Annotated in this window: 12 protein-coding genes and 1 pseudogene; 6 read left to right on the forward strand and 7 right to left on the reverse strand. The window is 60.8% G+C overall.

Annotation, left to right across the window (positions count from 1 at the left end; translation table 11 throughout):
• Nucleotides 1-12: 12 nt before the first annotated feature.
• From PY650_RS10940 to PY650_RS10970, 7 genes are all read right to left on the reverse strand, one after another.
• Nucleotides 13-927, reverse strand: coding sequence for an ABC transporter permease (locus PY650_RS10940; RefSeq protein ID WP_285879231.1), 915 nt, complete (start codon nucleotides 925-927; stop codon nucleotides 13-15).
• A complete protein-coding gene (locus tag PY650_RS10945) occupies nucleotides 917-1,993 on the reverse strand; it encodes an ABC transporter substrate-binding protein (protein ID WP_285879232.1) in 1,077 nt (358 codons plus the stop codon). Before PY650_RS10945 ends, PY650_RS10940 begins: the two co-directional genes overlap by 11 nt.
• Nucleotides 1,994-2,366: 373 nt before the next feature.
• Entirely contained in the window at nucleotides 2,367-4,595 is a 2,229-nt protein-coding gene (locus PY650_RS10950; protein ID WP_285879233.1) for an MGH1-like glycoside hydrolase domain-containing protein, read from the reverse strand.
• A 5-nt stretch (nucleotides 4,596-4,600) separates the two neighbouring features.
• A complete protein-coding gene (locus tag PY650_RS10955) occupies nucleotides 4,601-7,303 on the reverse strand; it encodes a carbohydrate-binding protein (protein ID WP_285879234.1) in 2,703 nt (900 codons plus the stop codon).
• Nucleotides 7,304-7,313: 10 nt separating this feature from the next.
• Nucleotides 7,314-10,862, reverse strand: a complete 3,549-nt coding sequence (locus tag PY650_RS10960) for a molybdopterin cofactor-binding domain-containing protein (RefSeq protein WP_285879235.1) — start codon at nucleotides 10,860-10,862, stop codon at nucleotides 7,314-7,316.
• The gene (locus PY650_RS10965; protein ID WP_285879236.1) at nucleotides 10,859-11,383 is read right to left on the reverse strand and encodes a (2Fe-2S)-binding protein; all 525 of its coding nucleotides are present in this window, start codon (nucleotides 11,381-11,383) and stop codon (nucleotides 10,859-10,861) included. The genes PY650_RS10960 and PY650_RS10965 overlap by 4 nt, the downstream gene beginning before the upstream one ends.
• Complete coding sequence (locus PY650_RS10970) at nucleotides 11,380-11,511, reverse strand: hypothetical protein (protein WP_285879238.1); 132 nt, start codon at nucleotides 11,509-11,511, stop codon at nucleotides 11,380-11,382. Before PY650_RS10970 ends, PY650_RS10965 begins: the two co-directional genes overlap by 4 nt.
• Before the next feature lie 227 nt (nucleotides 11,512-11,738).
• Here PY650_RS10970 and PY650_RS10975 point away from each other — a divergent pair, with 227 nt between their 5' ends.
• The 6 genes and pseudogenes from PY650_RS10975 (at nucleotide 11,739) to PY650_RS11000 (ending at nucleotide 17,688) form a co-directional block, all read left to right on the forward strand.
• Nucleotides 11,739-12,875, forward strand: a complete 1,137-nt coding sequence (locus tag PY650_RS10975) for an FAD-dependent monooxygenase (RefSeq protein ID WP_285879239.1) — start codon at nucleotides 11,739-11,741, stop codon at nucleotides 12,873-12,875.
• The gene (locus PY650_RS10980; RefSeq protein ID WP_285879240.1) at nucleotides 12,872-13,672 is read left to right on the forward strand and encodes an alpha/beta fold hydrolase; all 801 of its coding nucleotides are present in this window, start codon (nucleotides 12,872-12,874) and stop codon (nucleotides 13,670-13,672) included. Before PY650_RS10975 ends, PY650_RS10980 begins: the two co-directional genes overlap by 4 nt.
• 71 nt (nucleotides 13,673-13,743) lie before the next feature.
• The gene (locus PY650_RS10985; protein WP_285879241.1) at nucleotides 13,744-14,496 is read left to right on the forward strand and encodes a maleate cis-trans isomerase family protein; all 753 of its coding nucleotides are present in this window, start codon (nucleotides 13,744-13,746) and stop codon (nucleotides 14,494-14,496) included.
• 11 nt (nucleotides 14,497-14,507) lie between these two features.
• On the forward strand, nucleotides 14,508-15,149 hold the full coding sequence (locus PY650_RS10990; RefSeq protein WP_285879242.1) for an N-carbamoylsarcosine amidohydrolase: 642 nt from the start codon (nucleotides 14,508-14,510) through the stop codon (nucleotides 15,147-15,149).
• A 42-nt stretch (nucleotides 15,150-15,191) separates the two neighbouring features.
• On the forward strand, nucleotides 15,192-16,223 hold the full coding sequence (locus PY650_RS10995; protein WP_285879243.1) for a 2,5-dihydroxypyridine 5,6-dioxygenase NicX family protein: 1,032 nt from the start codon (nucleotides 15,192-15,194) through the stop codon (nucleotides 16,221-16,223).
• 152 nt (nucleotides 16,224-16,375) lie between these two features.
• A pseudogene (locus tag PY650_RS11000) lies at nucleotides 16,376-17,688 on the forward strand (MFS transporter).
• Nucleotides 17,689-17,695 lie beyond the last annotated feature (7 nt).

Consider the following 17,695-nt stretch of genomic DNA (forward strand, 5'->3'; position numbering starts at 1 on the left):
GTGTTCCCTCCTTTAAGCTGCCATGCCGCGGCGTAGGACGCCGGAGAACGTGCCGAAGATTGCAAATACGACGGCGAGCAGCGTAAAGGACAGCGAGGCGCCGAGCGGCCAGTTGAAAGCTTGCGTGAACTGGTCCTCGATGACGGTGCCCATGGTGACGCCCACGCGGCCGCCCAGAATTCGGGGTTCCATGAAGGACCCGATGACCGGGATGAAGGTCAATACGGCACCTGAGATGAGGCCGGGAGCAGCCATTGGCACGAGAATCCTGAAGAGAATTGTCCACCACCGCGCACCAAGGCTGGCGGCCGCTTCGATGATCGCGTCATCGATCGTAACCAGCGCGATATAACAGGTGAGGATCATGTAAGGCAGGTAACCATGTACCAGGCCAACAACGACTGCATAGCGCGTATAGAGGAAGCCGATCGATCCAGCATCCGGTAAGACCATGTGGAAGATGGTGTCGAGAAAGCCGTTTTCGCGCAGCACCATTGTCCATGAGAAGATACGGACAAGGCCGTTCGTCCAGAATGGCAGCAGGATGAGGATGAGCAGCATCTCGCGCGTCTTGCCGAAGGTGGAACGAGCAAGCGCAACGGCTGCCAGGAAGCCGAGCACCGCGCAGGAAAACGTCGTCCAGAATCCGATTAGCAGCGACGTCACGGCAATGCCAAGCAGATAGGGCTGGTCGATAAAAGCACGATACTGCTTCAGGGTGAATACGATCGGCGCCTTGCCCATCGGGGTTGCCGCCATGAAGCTGAAGACCAGCATGGTCAGCAGCGGGAGAAAGACGGCAAGCGTCAGCCAGCCATAGGTTGGCATCAGCAGCGCCGTCGTCGACACCCAGGACGGCAGGGGACGCCGCACGCGCGGACCCGAAGATCCGCGCTCTGACGCCGATGTCAGATTGTCATTCTGCATAGAAGGCTTTCACTTCCTGCCACAGGTTGTTGAAGGCTTCACGACGGTCATCCGGCAGAGCCGACATGATGCCCATGGTCTTCAGGTATTCCGGCTTATGAACCTGGCGGCTCAGGTCGTCGGCCGGCAGGCTTGCAAGTGCTGCGGAGTTGGACGATGCCGGTGCGCCGACCTTGGTGGCCCATTCGAGATAGAAGGTTGGGTCGATCAGCCAGTTTGCGAAGACCAGTGCGCCGTCGGCGTTGGGAGCCGACGCCGGAATACCGAGACCATCGACCCAGCCGATGCCGCCTTCCTTGGGAACGACGAAATCGACAGGCAGCTTCGAATTGCGCTTTGAACGGACCGAGCCGCCCGACCAGAAGAGCGAAAGGTCGAATTCCTTGGCTGCAAAGGACTTGTTCCATTGGTCTTCCGTCGACCACAGCAGCTTGACGTTCGGCTTGATGGACTTCAACGCGTCGCGGATGGCACCGAGATCCTTCGGGTTATTCATGTCCTGACCGGTCATCAGGGCGCCGGCGGCAACGCAGATAATCGCATCGTCGTCCATGGCAACGCGGCCCTTGTAGGCAGGATCCGCCAGAACCTTGTAGCTGTCTGGAACAGGCATGCCGTCACGGATGGCGAGCGAAGTCATGCCCCAGACCCATGGCACGGCATAGCCCTTGCCATCCTTCAGGAAGTTGGCGTTGGAGCGCAGATTTGCGTCGATCGTGGCAGCGTTCGGAACCTTGCTGAAATCGATCGGCTGCAGGAGGTCCTCCGCGGTTGCCTGCGCGCAGCGCGCAGCGTTGAGAACGACGAGATCATAGGCGCCGGGGTTGGTGCGCAGCTTGGTCAGCATTTCCGACTCGGAGCTGTAGTAGTCGTGGACGACCTCGATGCCGGTCTTCTCGGCAAAGGCCTTGATCGACCAGGCTTCGTCAGTACCGTAACCCTGCCAGTTTAGAACCGTGATCTTACCGGCGGAAAAGGCCATGCGCGGCATGGCCGAGAAGGCAGCGCCGGCAATGACCGCTCCGGACATCAGCTTCAGCGTGTTGCGTCTTGTGATTTCAGTCATTTGGAACCCCTCTTGAAAATCTACTCTTGTCAACGGCCGCGGCGGCAGCCGACGACCTCAGGCTTCACACAAATCATCGGCAGTCCGCCTATTAAAAAGCGCGGCATATGATTTGTATACAAACTAAATTGACGTGAGGCTGACGACGGTCACACCCAATTGGAACGTACGGGTTCACCCAGCGCCTTTCGGCACAGCATTAAATCCTAGCCATTCTATCAGGCGTCGTCGTTATGAAGTTGCTATCGCGAGCATGTCGCTCCCGATAGGCAATTCCGTTCAACCCTCATGCTCTTCCGGCATTCTTTTTATTTGTATGCAAAGTAATATGGCTGATCGACGCCTGTCAAGTTCCATCAGACGCCAATACCATTCACACTGTCAAAAAATAGACATCCAGTTTCCGGCCGTGTGCGGCCCTTGCGATTTCGAGACGCGCGCCATCGGTACTCGCCTCGAACCGAACTTCCTGGCCATCGAGACGTGCTGCCACGATGCGATCTGGCTCGACATTCGGAAGCGCGACAAACCCGTCGCTGCCCGCCGGAGTGATGGTGCAGGAGAAACGTGCATCACTGACAGTAATCTGCATGAACGATGTTTGCAGGTTAGTCTTCAGCGATGCGCGGCCGTCCAGGCTCATTTCCAGCAGGCCGTCGGCGATCGAGATCGAAAGCATTCCTGAAGGCGACAGCATCGGACCGACGGAAAGGTCAGTGCCGGCATTGTGAAGGGTCCAGCCGCTCCACGGATCGAAGTCGATGATCTCGCCGACAGCCATCAGCGGCAGCATGGCGGCCCAGATGTAGAAGGGATCCGTATCGCCTTGGTCCATCGCTTCGCCCGTCGTGGCGTTGTAGTTCTCCGCTGCGATCCGGTCTTTGCTCCAGGACTCCATGAAGAGTTCATAGCTCTGCCGCGCAAGCCTACTCGCCTCCGCCGCAAAGCCGTAGCGGCGCAGCCCGAGCCAGACCATGTAGTTGACGTTCGGCCAGATGCGGCCACGCCAGTAGACATTGTCGGCAAAAGCGGGATCGTCACGCGTGGCGTTAGGCAGGACGTAGTCCCCGCCAAAGGTGGTTTCGTCGCTGAGGTGCTGGAGCAACTTATCGGCCTGCTCGGGCGTGGCTGCGCCACATAGCAGGGGATAGAAGCTGGTCGGCGAAAGCGACCGCACAAAGCCGCCGTGGCGCTGCCGGTTGGCGAAGATGTCGCGGCTTTCATCCCACAGGTTTTCCGAGATCAGCTTGCGGCAGCGTTCGGCGATGGCCGCGAATTCGCGGGCATCATCCTCCTTGCCGAGAACCTCGGCCATCTTCGACAGCATTTCGGCATCAAGCGCCGCTGCGCAATTCAGTCCGAGATCGAATGTTGACAGGGTACGCGTGATGGGATCGTAGACGGCCTCGTCATGGGTGGCCGAATTATCCATGCCTGTTTCGTTGCGCGCGGCAAAATGTGTGCCCTTGTAGAGGCCTTCGCCGACATCCGATGTGCCGCAGGACAGCAGGCCGAAAGCGTCGGGATCGCGGTGTTCGCGCCACCAACGCTGATTGCGGGCCAGCGCATCGTAGCTTGCCGCCAGAAGCGAACGCTCGCCGGTGCGCTGGTAAAGCTGCCAGGCAACGAGCGCGCCGTTTGGATGCTGGCTGCGGTCCACCCAGGCATCATTCGAGGTGACGATGCAGGCGATATTGCCCTGGGGGGTGGCGCTTGCCATCGCCGTTGCCATATTCTCGCGGGCGAGATCAGCGTCGAAGACACCGGCCAGCAGAGCGGCAAACAGCTGGTCGTTGTACCAGACGGCGAATTTGCCAAGATTCCAGATGCGCGTCACAGCCGTATAGGGCCGGGAGTTGGTCTCATCCCAGATCGTGTTCCAAGCCACCACGTCCCGGATCGCGTCCAGGGATCCTTCGTAGGTGCCATTATGGGCGGTGGGAGCGGTGCTTGGGTTGTCAGCCGCAAGGCAGGTCTGTGCCTTGAGAACCGCAAGTTCGGCGCTGTCGGCCACGGCGGCGGCATAGGCTCCCCGGCGCATCATTTCCAGATTGAAGCGCAGGGCGATCACTGGCGCCTCGTTTTTCCGGCTCGCAGTGTAGAAATAGCCGTTCGCCTCGAAATCGGCGCGCAGGTCGTCGATCGTGTCATGGCCGGTCACATGCACCGGAGCCTCCGCCGTTGCAACCGCGACGAAGCGCGTGCCGATCTTGACGAGTGTGACGTTGCGATCAGCTTCATGTGTGACCACTTCTCCGCTGTCTGCCGAAATCGCCACGGTCAGCCAGAAGCGCAGTCCCCACTCGCCACCAGCCTTGCCCTCCCAATTTCCGCGAACCGCGAAGGGATCGGACTTCTCGGTTCTGAAGGCGACGGTGGTTCCGTTATGCTCCGTCTCCAGTTCGATCAACGATCCGTCGATGGCATGGCGGCCGAGCCGCACCGTGTCGCGACGCGTCTCGATGGCTGACGTCGTCCGGCTGCGCGTGGAATAGAGAACGGGCGTGATGCGCACACCGAGCGGCAGGAACACCAGTTCTGCCGGTCTGTCGGACCAGCTGTTCCAGGCGCGCATCAAGGGAACGGTAGAATGTTTTAGCATCGTTCTTATTCCGGTCTGTTTCGCAGCGGTATGAGGAGGGGGCTGGCTGTCAGCCCGCTCTTGTCCGGGCCGCTGCCGAGATAGGGCGTGTTGTCGTAATAACGGTTTGCCGCCGTGTTGGCGACGTGAAGCTCGAGTTCATGGCTGCCGGCGGCAAGGTGGCCGAGCCCTAAGCGATAAGGCCGCCAGCCGCGGCGTCCCACTTTGGTTCCATCGGTATAAGCAGTGACCGCCGTATGAACGGCCGGCAGTTCCAGCATCCAGTCGGCCTCGGTTTCCGTTGTGAAGGAAAGCCGATAGATGCCGGTGCCGCTGAAGGCCGGAAAGCTTTGCTCTTCCCAGCCGTTGTCAACGGAGATGGGTGCGAAGGCCCGACCTTCACCGGCCGCGAATGTCCAACCTTCCGCCAAGGCGATGAGCTGGCTTCGGTCAAGCGCCGCTCGGCTCGATAGTATGCTTGTTGTGACTGCCGCCCGTCCGTTCTTACGGAGACGGATGCAGCGAACTTCGTGCGGTTCCAACTCTACGGTCAGCTTGTGAACGGCTGCGAAGGCTTCGACAGACCCTTGTTCCGCGTCCCATATCGCATAATCGAAGCCATCTCCGAGCAAGATGTCAAAGCTGATATCTTCTGCGCCATCGTTGAAAACGACCATCCTCCACCAGCCGTCAACATCATGACCGATCCATTGCCACGGCCTTTGGCCCGAAATCTGCGGACCGTCGGGCGTCAGGGTCGACAGGAGGGAAAACACCATTTCGGCGTTGGGCATCGCTGTGGTGTGCGACGTGACGCCGACCGAGCCGGAGACTCTCTCGCCCGTGCAAACCGTGGAGACGGTTTCGCCCGAAGACCAGATCCGACCGCCGGCGTTCGTGAAGGCATCGAGCTTCTGAAGCATAGCAGTCGTTTCCAGCACCGTCACCGAAGGCAGCACCACCGCGTCGAACGCGAGACCGGATGCAAGCAGACGTCTATTTTCTATAGCCGCGTTTGCGATATCCGCCTCGCTCACGAACATGAAATCGCAGCCCTGCGCCAACAGTTGCTCGCACCAGGCGCCGATATGGGTGGCATGGCCGTGGCGAGGCCCTTCGGCAAAGGCGGTGTAGAGAGGATAGAGAATTGCAACCGGCGCTCGCGGCTTTGCAGCCTCTATGAAGGCGGAAACGCGTGCGATCTCTTCGGCGAAAAGATCATGATAGGGCCACCACGGCTCGAAGTTGATGCCAGGCGCGAAGTCGAAGCGCGGATTGGTGAAGGGCGTCGGGTCGTTGTCGAGCCCATCGGTCTGGTAGACGCCGTGCCAGAGGAACTGCCGTGCGCCAAGGCAGGCAAGCCGGATCGCCTGGGCGCGCGATGCCTCCAGCGTCACCTCCCATTGGCCGGCAGCGCGCACTTCGGTGCGTTCGGCGCTGAAATAGGTTTCGACGACGCAGCGGCTGCGTCCGTTCGAGCGGGCGACGGAATCACCCATCTTGGGAGCGAGCTGCGGAACGAGATTGTTCGCATCCACCGCCGTCTCATGCCTGATAGAATCGATACCGAAGAAATCCACCGCAGGCGCAACACGCGGATCGATGCTTGTGAAGCCGCCATTGGGTGCCCATGAGCTGACATGAGCGAGGATCTCATGCCCCGTGAGGACGATCTCTTTTCCTTCCGCCCAGCCCCTGAGCCTGCCGAAGAATGCCTCGTTCATCAAGGTGGAATAGGCTGCGTGAAACAACGCACGCAGTCGCAAGGTTTCCGGTCCAACGTTGCGCACTACCGCGAGAAGGGCGACGGCGAACGGCACACCCGTCTTGGACAGGACACAGTCTTTCAGCGCAGGCGCAAACAGCAGGCTGTTGCCGAGATTTCCCGCCATCTGGTCCCAGCGATAGAAGCCGGGGGCCGGCTGATCGTAGAATACAGATCCAACGGGATCGGGCACGCGCTTGCCAAGGGCTGTGACGATGGGTTCGAGGCCAACGTCGATGAAACGCTGGGCTGCCTCCGGCAGCAGGTAGTTGATGATCCGTGATGTCGCGGAGCGCGCGCTTATGAAGACTGTCAGCGTCCAGCCGAATGCAACCGCGCCATCATAGGAATAGCTGCAGGACGCACGATCGGAACCTGCGATGCTGACCTGCGATGTCACGTCGACGATCTGATCATATGCCGCAATTGGGCCGGAGGAATGCAGCACTGCTGCCTCGACAGTCCATTCGCACCATTCGATGCGCCCGCCTTCATATTGCCAGGCAATGATGTCGGCGCCCATCTTCAGTGTGAATGCCGGATGGATTCTGCTTATCGTGCCCTGCGTATCTGCCGAAGACGACCAAAACAGGTGACGCTCGCGCAGTTCGTCACGCCCTTCCACGGTCCTGCCACCGGCATGGCCGCTGATCCAGTTATAGTCGTCATAAATGCCAAGCTTGAGCCCGAGTTGGGCCGCGATGTCGGCGGCCAGGCTGTAGGCTAACAGATAGTGCGGTGACAGGTACTGCTCGCGCGGCAGGGCGAGCCGCGCCTGGATCAGGATGGTGCCGATGCCCTTCGTCTGGAAATCGGCAAGCTGTGTCCGGCAGGTCGCCTCATCGGGAATGCTATGCCAGAACCAGTAGGCTGAAGGACGAAATGCGGCAGTCGGGCGCTCAAAGAGGGCTCGACTTTCCAAATCCGCAATGGCCGCATCCGCAATGGCCGCTGTTTCAGGCAATGTGTGTTCCTCAATGTGCGGTGGCGGCAACGCGTTGCAATGCCGCTGATGTGTCGCTCCAGGCCGGCTTGTCCGGCGCAAAACGGGCGCGCAGGTAATTGGTGAGATCCTTCAGTTGCGTCTCGTTCAGCGTATCGCGGAATGCCGGCATGGACATGACTTCCGGCGCTTCGCGGCCAGTGGTTTTCGCGAGGATAGCCGGGGCCTCGACACCGCCGAGGATCGCCTGGATGAGATTGGCTGGCGTATCAGCGTGCAGATTGCTGTTCAGCGCCAGCGACGAGAGGACCGTGTTGCCGGTATGGCAGGTGGCGCAGGCGCCATTGAAGATGCGCTCGCCTTTGGGCGAAACCAGTCCCGCTTTGACCTTTGCCGCCTCGCTGGCTGCAATCGCTGCTTGGCTCTGGGCCACGGCCTTCGAAGGGTCGCTGTCCCTATCGAGGCTGGCCAGATAATTTGCCATCGCGCGGATGTCCGAGTCCGGCAATGGCTGCATGACCTCCACCACATGGGCCATCGGACCGGCAGCGCTGCCGTGGTCGCGGGAATGACCCGTGCGCAGGTAGTCGTAGAAGGCATCCTCCGTCCAGCCAACCGGACCCTTGGCCATGGCGTTGAGCGCAGGCGCCTCCCAGCCATCGGCAAAGCCGCCCGAGAGATGGGCGCTTCCGGTCTTTTCAGCACCCAGCGCATTACGTTCGGTGTGGCAGGCGGAACAATGGCCGAGCGTCTCGACGAGATAGGCGCCCCTGTTCCAGGTGACATCGCGCGTCTGGTCGTAGGTCATGGGCGCGTACTTCAGGAATAGCGCATTCCACCCTGCCATCATCATGCGGATGCTGTAGGGAAACTTCAGTTTTGTCTTTGGCGCCTTTCCCGCCACTGCCGTCTGCGTCATCATGTAGGCGTAGAGCGCCTGCAGGTCGGCATCCTCAGCGCCTGCGAAGGATGTGTAGGGATGGGCCGGATAGAGATGGTAGCCATCGCGGCTGACACCCTCGCGCATGGCCCGCTCGAAGGCGGTATAGGACCAGGCGCCGATGCCGGCTTTCACGTCCGGCGTGATGTTGGTGGCATAGACCGTGCCGAATGCCGTGTCGAAGCGTCGGCCGCCGGCGAAGGGCGTACCGTCGTTGCCGACATGGCAGACATTGCAGGCGCCCGCCGCTGCGGCCAGGCGGCCGCGCTCGATCGTCGCTGTGCTGTAGACATTCACGTCCGGTCGCTCGATCGTGGCGATCGCCGACCGCCATGGCGATGCCATCGTCACAAGTCCGGAGATCGCCGCGGCGGCTCCAGCTACGGATAAGCCGATATTCCACCACCGCTTCCTTTTCGCGGGCGGTGCCGGAGGCGGCGTGGACGTATCGCCCTTCAGCGCCGTCAGCACCATTTCCGGCGTCAGCGGTAGTTCGCGGAAGCGTATGCCGGTGGCATCATAGACCGCGTTGGCGATGGCCGATGCGCTCGGGACGGAAGCGGATTCACCGACGCCAAGCGGCGGCTCGTCCTGTCTTGGAACCATCAGCACGTCGATATCGGGCAATTCGGGGAAGGTGATCAGCGGATAGCCGCCCCATTCCTTCGAGGTGACGGCGGTGGAGGAAAACTCGACGCGCTCCTTCAGCACCCGGCTGGTGGACTGGATGACGTTGCCGTGGATCTGATGCCGCACGCCGTCGGGATTGATCATCATCCCGGAATCCTGTGCGCAGGTCACCTTCGTTACGGCGATCTCGCCGGTCTTGGTGTTGACGGCGACATCGGCCACCCAGGCCGCCCAGGCGGCAGCCTTACCCGGAAATGGCCCGTGGATATAGGCGGCATAGGCGAAGCCGCGGCCGTAAAGCAGGTCGCCTTCGCCGCCGAGCGTGCCCCATTTTGTGTGGGGCACCCAGTTCGCCCGCTCTGCCAGGGCGTGCACGAGGTCCACGGCACGGGGATCTTGAAGGTATCGCAGCCGGTATTCGATCGGATCGACGCCGGCCGCGGCCGCAAGTTCATCAATATAGCATTCATGCGCGAAGGTGTTCGGCATGGCGGAAACGCCGCGGAACCACGAGGCCCGGGCAATCGGCGGCATGTCGTGGACGGTGACCCGGAGATTGCCATAGGCATAGGGTGGGATCGCCGTGCGGTCACCCATCTGCACTACGTCGGACACCGGCGGGACCTTGCCGGTCAGGATCAGCGATAATGTCGGCGCAAGATTGGACGGATAGCGCGTCTCGAAATCATAGGCCGAAGGACCGCCCTCAAGATCGAGGCCGCCGCGCACGTCGATGATCTGGGCAGCGCCCTTTGGCTCCCAGACATGCTCCTGCTCGCGCGTGAGCTGCACGCGCACTGGCGCACGCACGGCGCGGGACAGAAGCGCTGCATCGGCAGTCACATCGTCGGCGCAGTTGCGGCCATAGCAGCCGGCGGCTTCCAGGCGCTCCACGAGGATCATGTCCTCGGGCATGTCGAGGAGGAGTGCCAGATCGCGACGCATGGGGAAGGGGTTTTGCGTGCCCGACCAGACGGTCAGCCCGGTCTCGCTGTAATCGGCCACGGCGCAGGACGGCCCGATCGAGCCATGCATCTGATAGGGCCAGATATAGGTGCGGTTCATGGGTTCTGCGCTGCCGGCGAGCGCCATCTCGACATTGCCGCGATCGATCAGCTTGCGCGGCGTGGAGGGATTAGCACGCAGCGCCATCTCCGGCGCGTTCAGATCCGGCTGCTGCGGAGGTTCCCGCCACAAGACCTTCAGCGTCTTCGCAGCCTCGATGGCGATCTCCTCGCGCGTTGCGACGACGCCGACGAAATCACCGATGGCGACAACGCCGACAACACCATCGATATGGGCAATCGAGCCTTCGTCGATGGATATGAGGCTGTTGCCGACATGTTCGCCGTGATCAAAGCCGGCATAGAGCGGCCGGATGACCCGGCCATGCAGCATGCCGGGCACGCGCACGTCATGCACATACGTCCATTGACCGGTTGCCTTGGCCGGGATGTCCACGCGCGGTCGCGAGGAGCCGACGATGCGGTAGGCAGACGCGGGCTTAAGCTCCGCACTGGCGTCGATCGATAGCCGCACATGCTCCCCCGCAACGAGTTCGCCGAAGGTGAAGCTCCAGTTCGCTCCGTTGCCGGCGCGGATGACGCCGTCTTCAAGGACAAGGTGCTCGACCGCGGTGCCCTTCAGGGCAGCAGCCTTCGCCATGAGGTGATGACGCGCCGTTGCCGCGGCCTGCCGAAGCGGCACGGCGGTGATCTGGATCGTCTCGCTGGCGATGGTGGCGCCCTGGTTGGGGGCCGCGGAAGTCGCGCCCAGCACCATTTCCACATGCTCGAAGGGAACATGCAGTTCCTCGGCGACAATCTGCGCCAGCGATGTACGGATGCCGGTTCCAAGATCGACATGCCCATTGAATGCCTTGATGCGACCGACACTATCGATGGCGATGTAGATCTCGGCTGCATCGCCCAGGGCTGCATCGGAGAGGATGAGCAGGATGTCTGATGTGGCGAGATAGGTAGCCTTCGGCGTTTCGCGGTGGATGCTCATGGCGAAACCTCGATCCTGTCTTCCGTTCCCGAGCCGGCGGGCTTTTCAGCCTTCGCATAGGCGACGGCGCGGCGTGCTGCGGCAAGTATTTCCATATGCGTGCCACAGCGGCAGAGATGATGCCGGAGCGTCGCGCGAATATCGCTCTCGTCGGGCTCCGCCTTCGCTTCCAGCAGGCCAACGATGGCAATGATCATGCCGTTCAGGCAGTAGCCACATTGCGCTGCGGCCTCTTCGATGAAGGCGCGCTGGACGATATGCAGATGGCCGGGCTTTCCCAGCCCTTCAAGCGTCGTGACCTTGCGGTCGCCGATCGCCTTCAGCGGCACGGTGCACGAGCGCACAGGCCGGCCGTCGACGAGGACCGCGCAGGCTCCGCATTCGCCGAGGCCGCACCCGTATTTGGGTCCGTTGAGGCAGAGATCGTTCCTGAGGATGTAAAGGAGCGGCGTTGCGCCGCCGGCTTCGATGTCGCTGACAGTGCCGTTGACGTTCAGGCTGAATGAGGCGGCCTCTTTCAAAACCCCGGCTCCACTGCGCGGTCAACGGCCAAAGTGAGGCCACCGATACTCAAATACGCCATTATGCTGAAGGCTTCTTCCTGATGCCTGCAATTCATAATGACGCGATTGCAGATCACGTCACGCATTTGCTGTTCCTTGCTCATTTATAAAGCGTATGCACTTTATATGACCGTTTCTCCATGCGTATGCATGTGCCGGCAACAGCGACGATAATCATATTTCGCGGAAAAGCCAGAAGGAATTTTTGCAAAAGTGCAGTTGCTGTACTTGCTATTTACAGCGTATGCGCTACAAATTTGTCATGCTTCCAATTCCAGTTTACGCGTCCAGGTGACGGCAAGAAGGGTCGGCCATGTCCAGCAGCAAGGAAAGAATCGCGATTATTGGCGCCGGCCTCGGCGGCGCCGTGGCGGGAGCGCTGCTCCAGCATGCCGGCTTCGACGTGAACGTCTATGAACAGGCGCCGAGCTTTTCGCGGCTGGGCGCCGGCATCCACATGGGGCCGAATGTCCTCAAGATCTTCGAGCGCATCGGCGTTGCGAAAAAGGTCGTCGGCATTAGCAGCACGCCTAATCATTGGTTCAGCCGTGATGGCATCAGTGGCGACTATCTGTCGCGTATTCCGCTTGAAGGTTACGGCGCGACCTACTGCACCGTGCATCGCGGTGATCTTCAGGGCATCCAGTGCGACGCGCTGCAGCCGGGAACGCTGCATTTCGGCAAGAAGCTGATCCGTATCGACGATAATGGCACGGATGTTCTCATCGAGTTCGAAGACGCCACATCTGTAAGGGCGGACATCGTGATCGGCGCCGACGGCATCAATTCACGCGTCCGCGAAACGCTGCTGGGTGCGGAGAAGCCAAACTACAGCGGCTGGGTCGGCCATCGTGCGCTAATTTCCTCCGACAAGCTGCGGAAATACAACCTGACCTTCGAAGATTGCGTCAAGTGGTGGGGTCCGGACCGCCACATGATGGTTTACTACACGACGGCTCGTCGCGATGAATATTACTACGTCACCGGCGTGCCTCATCCGGCCTGGGAATTCGATACTGCATTCGTACCCAGCAGTCGCGAGGAAATGGCGTCAGAGTTCGAGGGTTATCACCCCATCATCCAGGCGTTGATCGAAAGCACGGACGAGGTCACCAAGTGGCCGCTGTTCAACCGCAACCCGCTGCCTCTTTGGAGCAGCGGCCGACTTGTCCTGCTGGGGGATGCCTGCCATCCGATGAAGCCGCACATGGCGCAGGGTGCGGCCATGGCCATCGAGGATGCCGCCATGTTGACGCGCTGCCTCCAGGAGACCGGCATCAACGATTTCGCCACCGCGTTCGGCCTTTACGAAGCCAATCGGCGTGATCGCGCAACCCGCGTGCAGAGCGTCTCCAATGCCAATACCTTCCTGCTGACGCAGGAGGATCCGTCCTGGGTCTACGGCTATGATGTCTATGCCGAACCGCTGCGCACGGAGAATGCAGCATGAGCAGTCGGTTCCTCCATGGTGCGAATGTCTTCGCCAACGGCATCCGCCAGCACTATCTGCGCTATGGCGGCAAGGGGCCGGTGGTCATTCTGGTTCCCGGCATAACATCGCCGGCAATCACCTGGGGTTTCGTTGCCGAAAGCCTGTCGCTGCGCCATGACGTTTATGTTCTTGACGTCCGCGGCCGTGGTCTTTCGTCGACAGGCCCGGACCTCGACTACGGGCTGGATACGATGGCCGATGATGTGATCGCCTTCGCCAGCGAGCTCGAACTGAGACAGCCCGCCATTCTCGGCCATTCCATGGGCGCACGCATCGCGATGCGCGCGTCCAACCGCGCGCCCGGTTCCTTCAGCCGGCTGGCGCTGATCGATCCGCCGGTTTCCGGTCCCGGTCGTCGCCCATATCCGAGCAAGCTGCCGTGGTATACCGATTCGATCGCACTGGCCGAGAAGGGAATGGATGCCGAGGCGATGAAGGCGTTCTGCCCGACTTGGACCGGAGAACAGTTGCAGCTGCGCGCCGAATGGCTCCATACCTGCTATGCGCCTGGGATCGTCAAGGCGTTCAACGATTTCCACGACATCGACATCTTGCCTGATTTCGCCACCCTGACCGTTCCCGCGATGCTGATGGTCGCGGGCCGCGGCGGCGTGATCCAGGCGGCCGACGAAGAAGAGATCAAGGGTCTCAATCCCTCGCTGCAGATCGCCCGTGTGCCAGACGCCGGTCACATGATCCCGTGGGATGACTTCGACGGCTTCTTCCTGGCGCTCGGCGACTTCCTGTCCCGCTGATTGTGGTGGCGGAGCGTTTTGCTTCGCCGCATGCCTGTTTTTCGCCTTCCATGCAGCAGAGGATTTCATCCGTGCAGAAATATTACCGTATCGGCCAGATCGTTCCGAGTTCCAACACCACGATGGAAACCGAAATTCCGGCCATGCTGACCGCTCGCCAGTCCATCCGGCCCGAGCGCTTCACGTTCCATTCAAGCCGCATGCGGATGAAGAAGGTCGTCAAGGAAGAGCTGGCGGCGATGGATGCGGAATCGGACCGCTGCGCCGTCGAGCTTTCGGATGCCCGCGTCGATGTGCTGGGTTATGCCTGCCTTGTTGCCCTCATGGCCATGGGTCTCGGCTACCACCGCCAGTCGGAAAAGCGCCTGACGGGGCGCACGCAGGAAAACGGCGCGAACATTCCAGTCGTTACCAGCGCTGGTGCTCTGATCGAGGGCCTAAAGGTAATGAATGCACAGAAGATTGCCGTCGTTGCGCCCTATATGAAGCCGCTTACGGAGCTCGTAGTCAATTATATCCGCGAAGAGGGCTTCGAGGTCATGGACTGGCGCGCGCTGGAAATCCCGGACAATCTCGATGTCGCCCAGCACGACCCGGAAAATCTTCCAGCCATCGTCCAGACGCTAGATCTAACGGATGTCGATGTGATCGTCCTTTCGGCCTGCGTCCAGATGCCTTCGCTGCCTGTTATCGCGAAGGTCGAAGCCATGACCGGCAAGCCGGTGCTGACCGCTGCTGTCGCCACGACCTATTGCATGCTGAAATCGCTCGGGCTGGAAGCCGTTGTGCCGGGCGCCGGCGCGCTTCTGTCCGGCGCCCACTAAGGGAGACGACAATGCAAACTGCCGAAGCCAATTATCAGGGTGTCTGGGGCAACCGCATCGGCTTCGGCCAGCGGCCAGCGCTCGTCGTTATCGATTTTCTCAAGGCATACACGATCGAAGGAGCGCCGCTCTATGCACCCGGCGTCGTCGAAGCGGTGGCACAAACACCGGCGCTGATCGCCTCCGCCCGGGCTTCAGGCATCCCCGTGATCCACACACGCATTCTCTATCTTGCGGAAAACTGCGCCGATGGCGGTATGTGGGTCAAGAAGTCGCCAGTCATGAAGGCCATGGTCGAAGGCAATGTGCTGGCCGAATTCTGCGAGGGCGTGGAGCCGACGGCCGGCGAGCTTGTCATCGTCAAGCAATATGCCAGCGCCTTTTTCGGCACCAGCCTTGCTTCCCACCTGCATGCGCAGGGCATTGATACCGTCATCATGGCGGGATGCTCGACGAGCGGCTGCATCCGCGCCAGCGCGGTCGATGCCGTGCAGCACGGGTTTCGGGCCATTGTCGTGCGTGATTGCGTCGGCGACCGCCATCCGGACCCGCACAATGCCAACCTCTTCGATATCGATAGCAAGTATGGCGACGTCGTTTCACGGGAGGAGGCGATCACCGAAATCGCCAAGGTCAAGCCCAACTGTCCGTAACCGCAAGAGCACCTGAGCCTTCAACCAACAAGGGGAACGAGCATGGATCAATTCAGCTTCACGGAAATCTGCCTGCATCAGCTGAAGATGTCGGGCGTCCACGAGGGCGAAAAACTTATCGTCCTGACACAGGGTAACGAGCGTCTGGACTATGCGGATGCCTTCATGGCCGCGGGCATGCGTCTCGGCGCCAAGATGTATCACATGCGTTTGCCGCCAGTGCCGCCGGCAGGTGCATGGGCGGTCGGCCAAACGGGCCTTGCCTCCATGCCGGAAGCGGTTGAGGCCCTCAAGGCCGCCGACATGCTGATCGACTGTATCTTCTTGCTCTTCAGCCCGGAGCAGATGGCGATCCAGGCAGCCGGTACGCGTATCCTGACCGCAGTTGAACCGCCGGAAGTTCTCGCTCGCATGCTGCCGACCAAGGAGCTGCGCGAACGCGTCGAGTTCGCCGGCGACCTGCTCTCCAAGGCGAAGGTCATGCGGATCACATCGCCACACGGCACTGACGTTACCTATAAGCTCAACACCTATCCTGCCATCACCGAATATGCATGCACCGACGAGCCCGGTCGCTGGGACCACTGGCCGTCCGGCTTCGTCTTCACCGGCGGTGACGATGATGGCGTCGACGGCACGATCGTCGTTGCACCGGGCGATATCCTGCTGCCGCAGAACATCTACGTTCGCGACCCGATCACCTACACGATCGAAAAGGGCTGGATCACCGACATCAGAGGCGGGCTCGATGCCGACCTGGTCAAATCGTATATGGAAGGCTTCAACGATCCGCGCGGCATGGGCATGAGCCATGTTGGCTGGGGTCTGAACCAGAACGCCAAGTGGCATCGCATGGTGCCAGGAGAATTCCCGGGCGGCATGGGCATGGAAGCTCGCTCCTTCTACGGCAACGTCATGTTCTCCACCGGTCCGAACAACGAGCTCGGCGGCCCGAACGACACTGCCTGCCATCTGGATATTCCGATGCGCGGTTGTTCACTGTTCCTGGATGACGAGCCGATGGTGTTCAATGGCAAAATCGCCGTGAAGGAAATGCAGGCAAAGTTCGACTGATAGAAGCGTCGGGTTTCCGGCAAATTCGGTCAATCCCAACGTTCCGGTCGCGCGACCGGAACGGATGAGTTCGTGCGTCAATTCACTGGCGCCAAGGTGGCGAAGATCACCGCTTCGACTGTAATTCCAAATAAAAAGGAACGAGGGGTAACATGCAAACTCCAATCACCGTGGAACAGGGTCTCAGGGCGGCCGGCGTCGGCAGCTTCCAGAAGCGTCTGTTCATCATTTTCGGGCTTGTCTGGGCCGCTGATGCCATGCAGGTGTTGGCAATCGGCTTCACCGCACCTTCAATCGCCGCAAGCTTCGGCATCACCGTTCCACAGGCGCTCCAGACCGGTACGTTTTTCTTTCTCGGCATGCTCGTCGGCGCGTTCACTTTTGGTCGCCTTGCCGACCGGATCGGCCGTCGGCCGGTGTTGTTCATCGCAATCATTCTCGATGCGATCTGTGGTGTGGCATCGGCCTTTGCTCCTGATCTGCACTGGTTGCTCGTCGCGCGCTTCCTGACAGGTCTCGGTGTGGGTGGAACGCTTCCGGTTGACTATGCCATGATGGCCGAGTTTCTTCCGTCAGACCGACGCGGTCGCTGGCTCGCGCTGCTCGAAGGCTTCTGGGCTGTGGGAACTGTGGCACTGGCGCTTCTCGCACTGGTCGCCGGCTCGCAGGGCGGAGAGCCCTGGCGCACGATCTTCTTTGTGACTGGTCTGCCGGCGCTTGTCGGTGTTGTCCTGCGCTTTTATGTGCCGGAGTCACCACTCTATCTCAACCAACAGGGAAAATCGGGAGAGGCACGCAAGGTTCTTCAGCGTGTCGCCGCCACCAACGGGAACGTCGTCGAGATCGCACCGCTGACGCCGCAGGCGCCACAGCGCAAGTCAATTGCCGCGCTGCTGTCGCCGGAGCTTCGGCGTCGGACCACATTCTTGATGCTGGCGTGGATGCTGATCTCGGTTTCCTACTATGGCGTGTTTGTCTACCTGCCGGTGCGGCTGGCAGGAGAAGGCTTCGGCTTCATGCGCGGTCAGTTGTTCCTCCTCGTGCTGGCGATCGCCCAGCTTCCGGGTTATGCGCTGGCGGCCTACGGCGTCGAGAAATGGGGCCGCAAGCCGACCCTGATCGGTTTCCTGATCCTGAGCGCCATCGGCACATTGGGCTATGGGCTGGGCCAGTCGGTCGAGATCGTCATCTCCGCAACGCTGCTGCTCAGCTTTGCGCTGCTCGGCACCTGGGGCGCGATCTACGCCTTCACGCCGGAAATCTATCCGCCCACGCTTCGCGCTAGCGGTATGGGCTTGTCCGGGTCCGTCGCGCGTTTCGGGGGCTTCTGGCGCCGTCGATTGTCGCGCCGGTCATGACCTCGAATTTTGGTCTGGCGCTCGGTGTCATCTCCGGTCTTCTTTTGCTTGCGGCAGTCAGCGTAGCCTTCATCAATGCTGAATCCAGAAACATGGCTCTCGAATAGAGTAGCA

Origin of the sequence: Martinezella calliandrae (assembly GCF_030272695.1) — a bacterium.
GTDB lineage: Bacteria > Pseudomonadota > Alphaproteobacteria > Rhizobiales > Rhizobiaceae > Rhizobium > Rhizobium calliandrae.

What these genes read in the sequence shown, in the direction of transcription:
- PY650_RS10960 (WP_285879235.1), bottom strand. Translation starts at nt 10,862, where the DNA reads ATGAGCATCCACCGCGAAACGCCGAAGGCTACCTATCTCGCCACATCA.
- PY650_RS10940 (WP_285879231.1), bottom strand. Translation starts at nt 927, where the DNA reads ATGCAGAATGACAATCTGACATCGGCGTCAGAGCGCGGATCTTCGGGT.
- PY650_RS10950 (WP_285879233.1), bottom strand. Translation starts at nt 4,595, where the DNA reads ATGCTAAAACATTCTACCGTTCCCTTGATGCGCGCCTGGAACAGCTGG.
- PY650_RS10975 (WP_285879239.1), top strand. Translation starts at nt 11,739, where the DNA reads ATGTCCAGCAGCAAGGAAAGAATCGCGATTATTGGCGCCGGCCTCGGC.
- PY650_RS10995 (WP_285879243.1), top strand. Translation starts at nt 15,192, where the DNA reads ATGGATCAATTCAGCTTCACGGAAATCTGCCTGCATCAGCTGAAGATG.
- PY650_RS10990 (WP_285879242.1), top strand. Translation starts at nt 14,508, where the DNA reads ATGCAAACTGCCGAAGCCAATTATCAGGGTGTCTGGGGCAACCGCATC.
- PY650_RS10970 (WP_285879238.1), bottom strand. Translation starts at nt 11,511, where the DNA reads ATGCGTGACGTGATCTGCAATCGCGTCATTATGAATTGCAGGCATCAG.
- PY650_RS10945 (WP_285879232.1), bottom strand. Translation starts at nt 1,993, where the DNA reads ATGACTGAAATCACAAGACGCAACACGCTGAAGCTGATGTCCGGAGCG.
- PY650_RS10980 (WP_285879240.1), top strand. Translation starts at nt 12,872, where the DNA reads ATGAGCAGTCGGTTCCTCCATGGTGCGAATGTCTTCGCCAACGGCATC.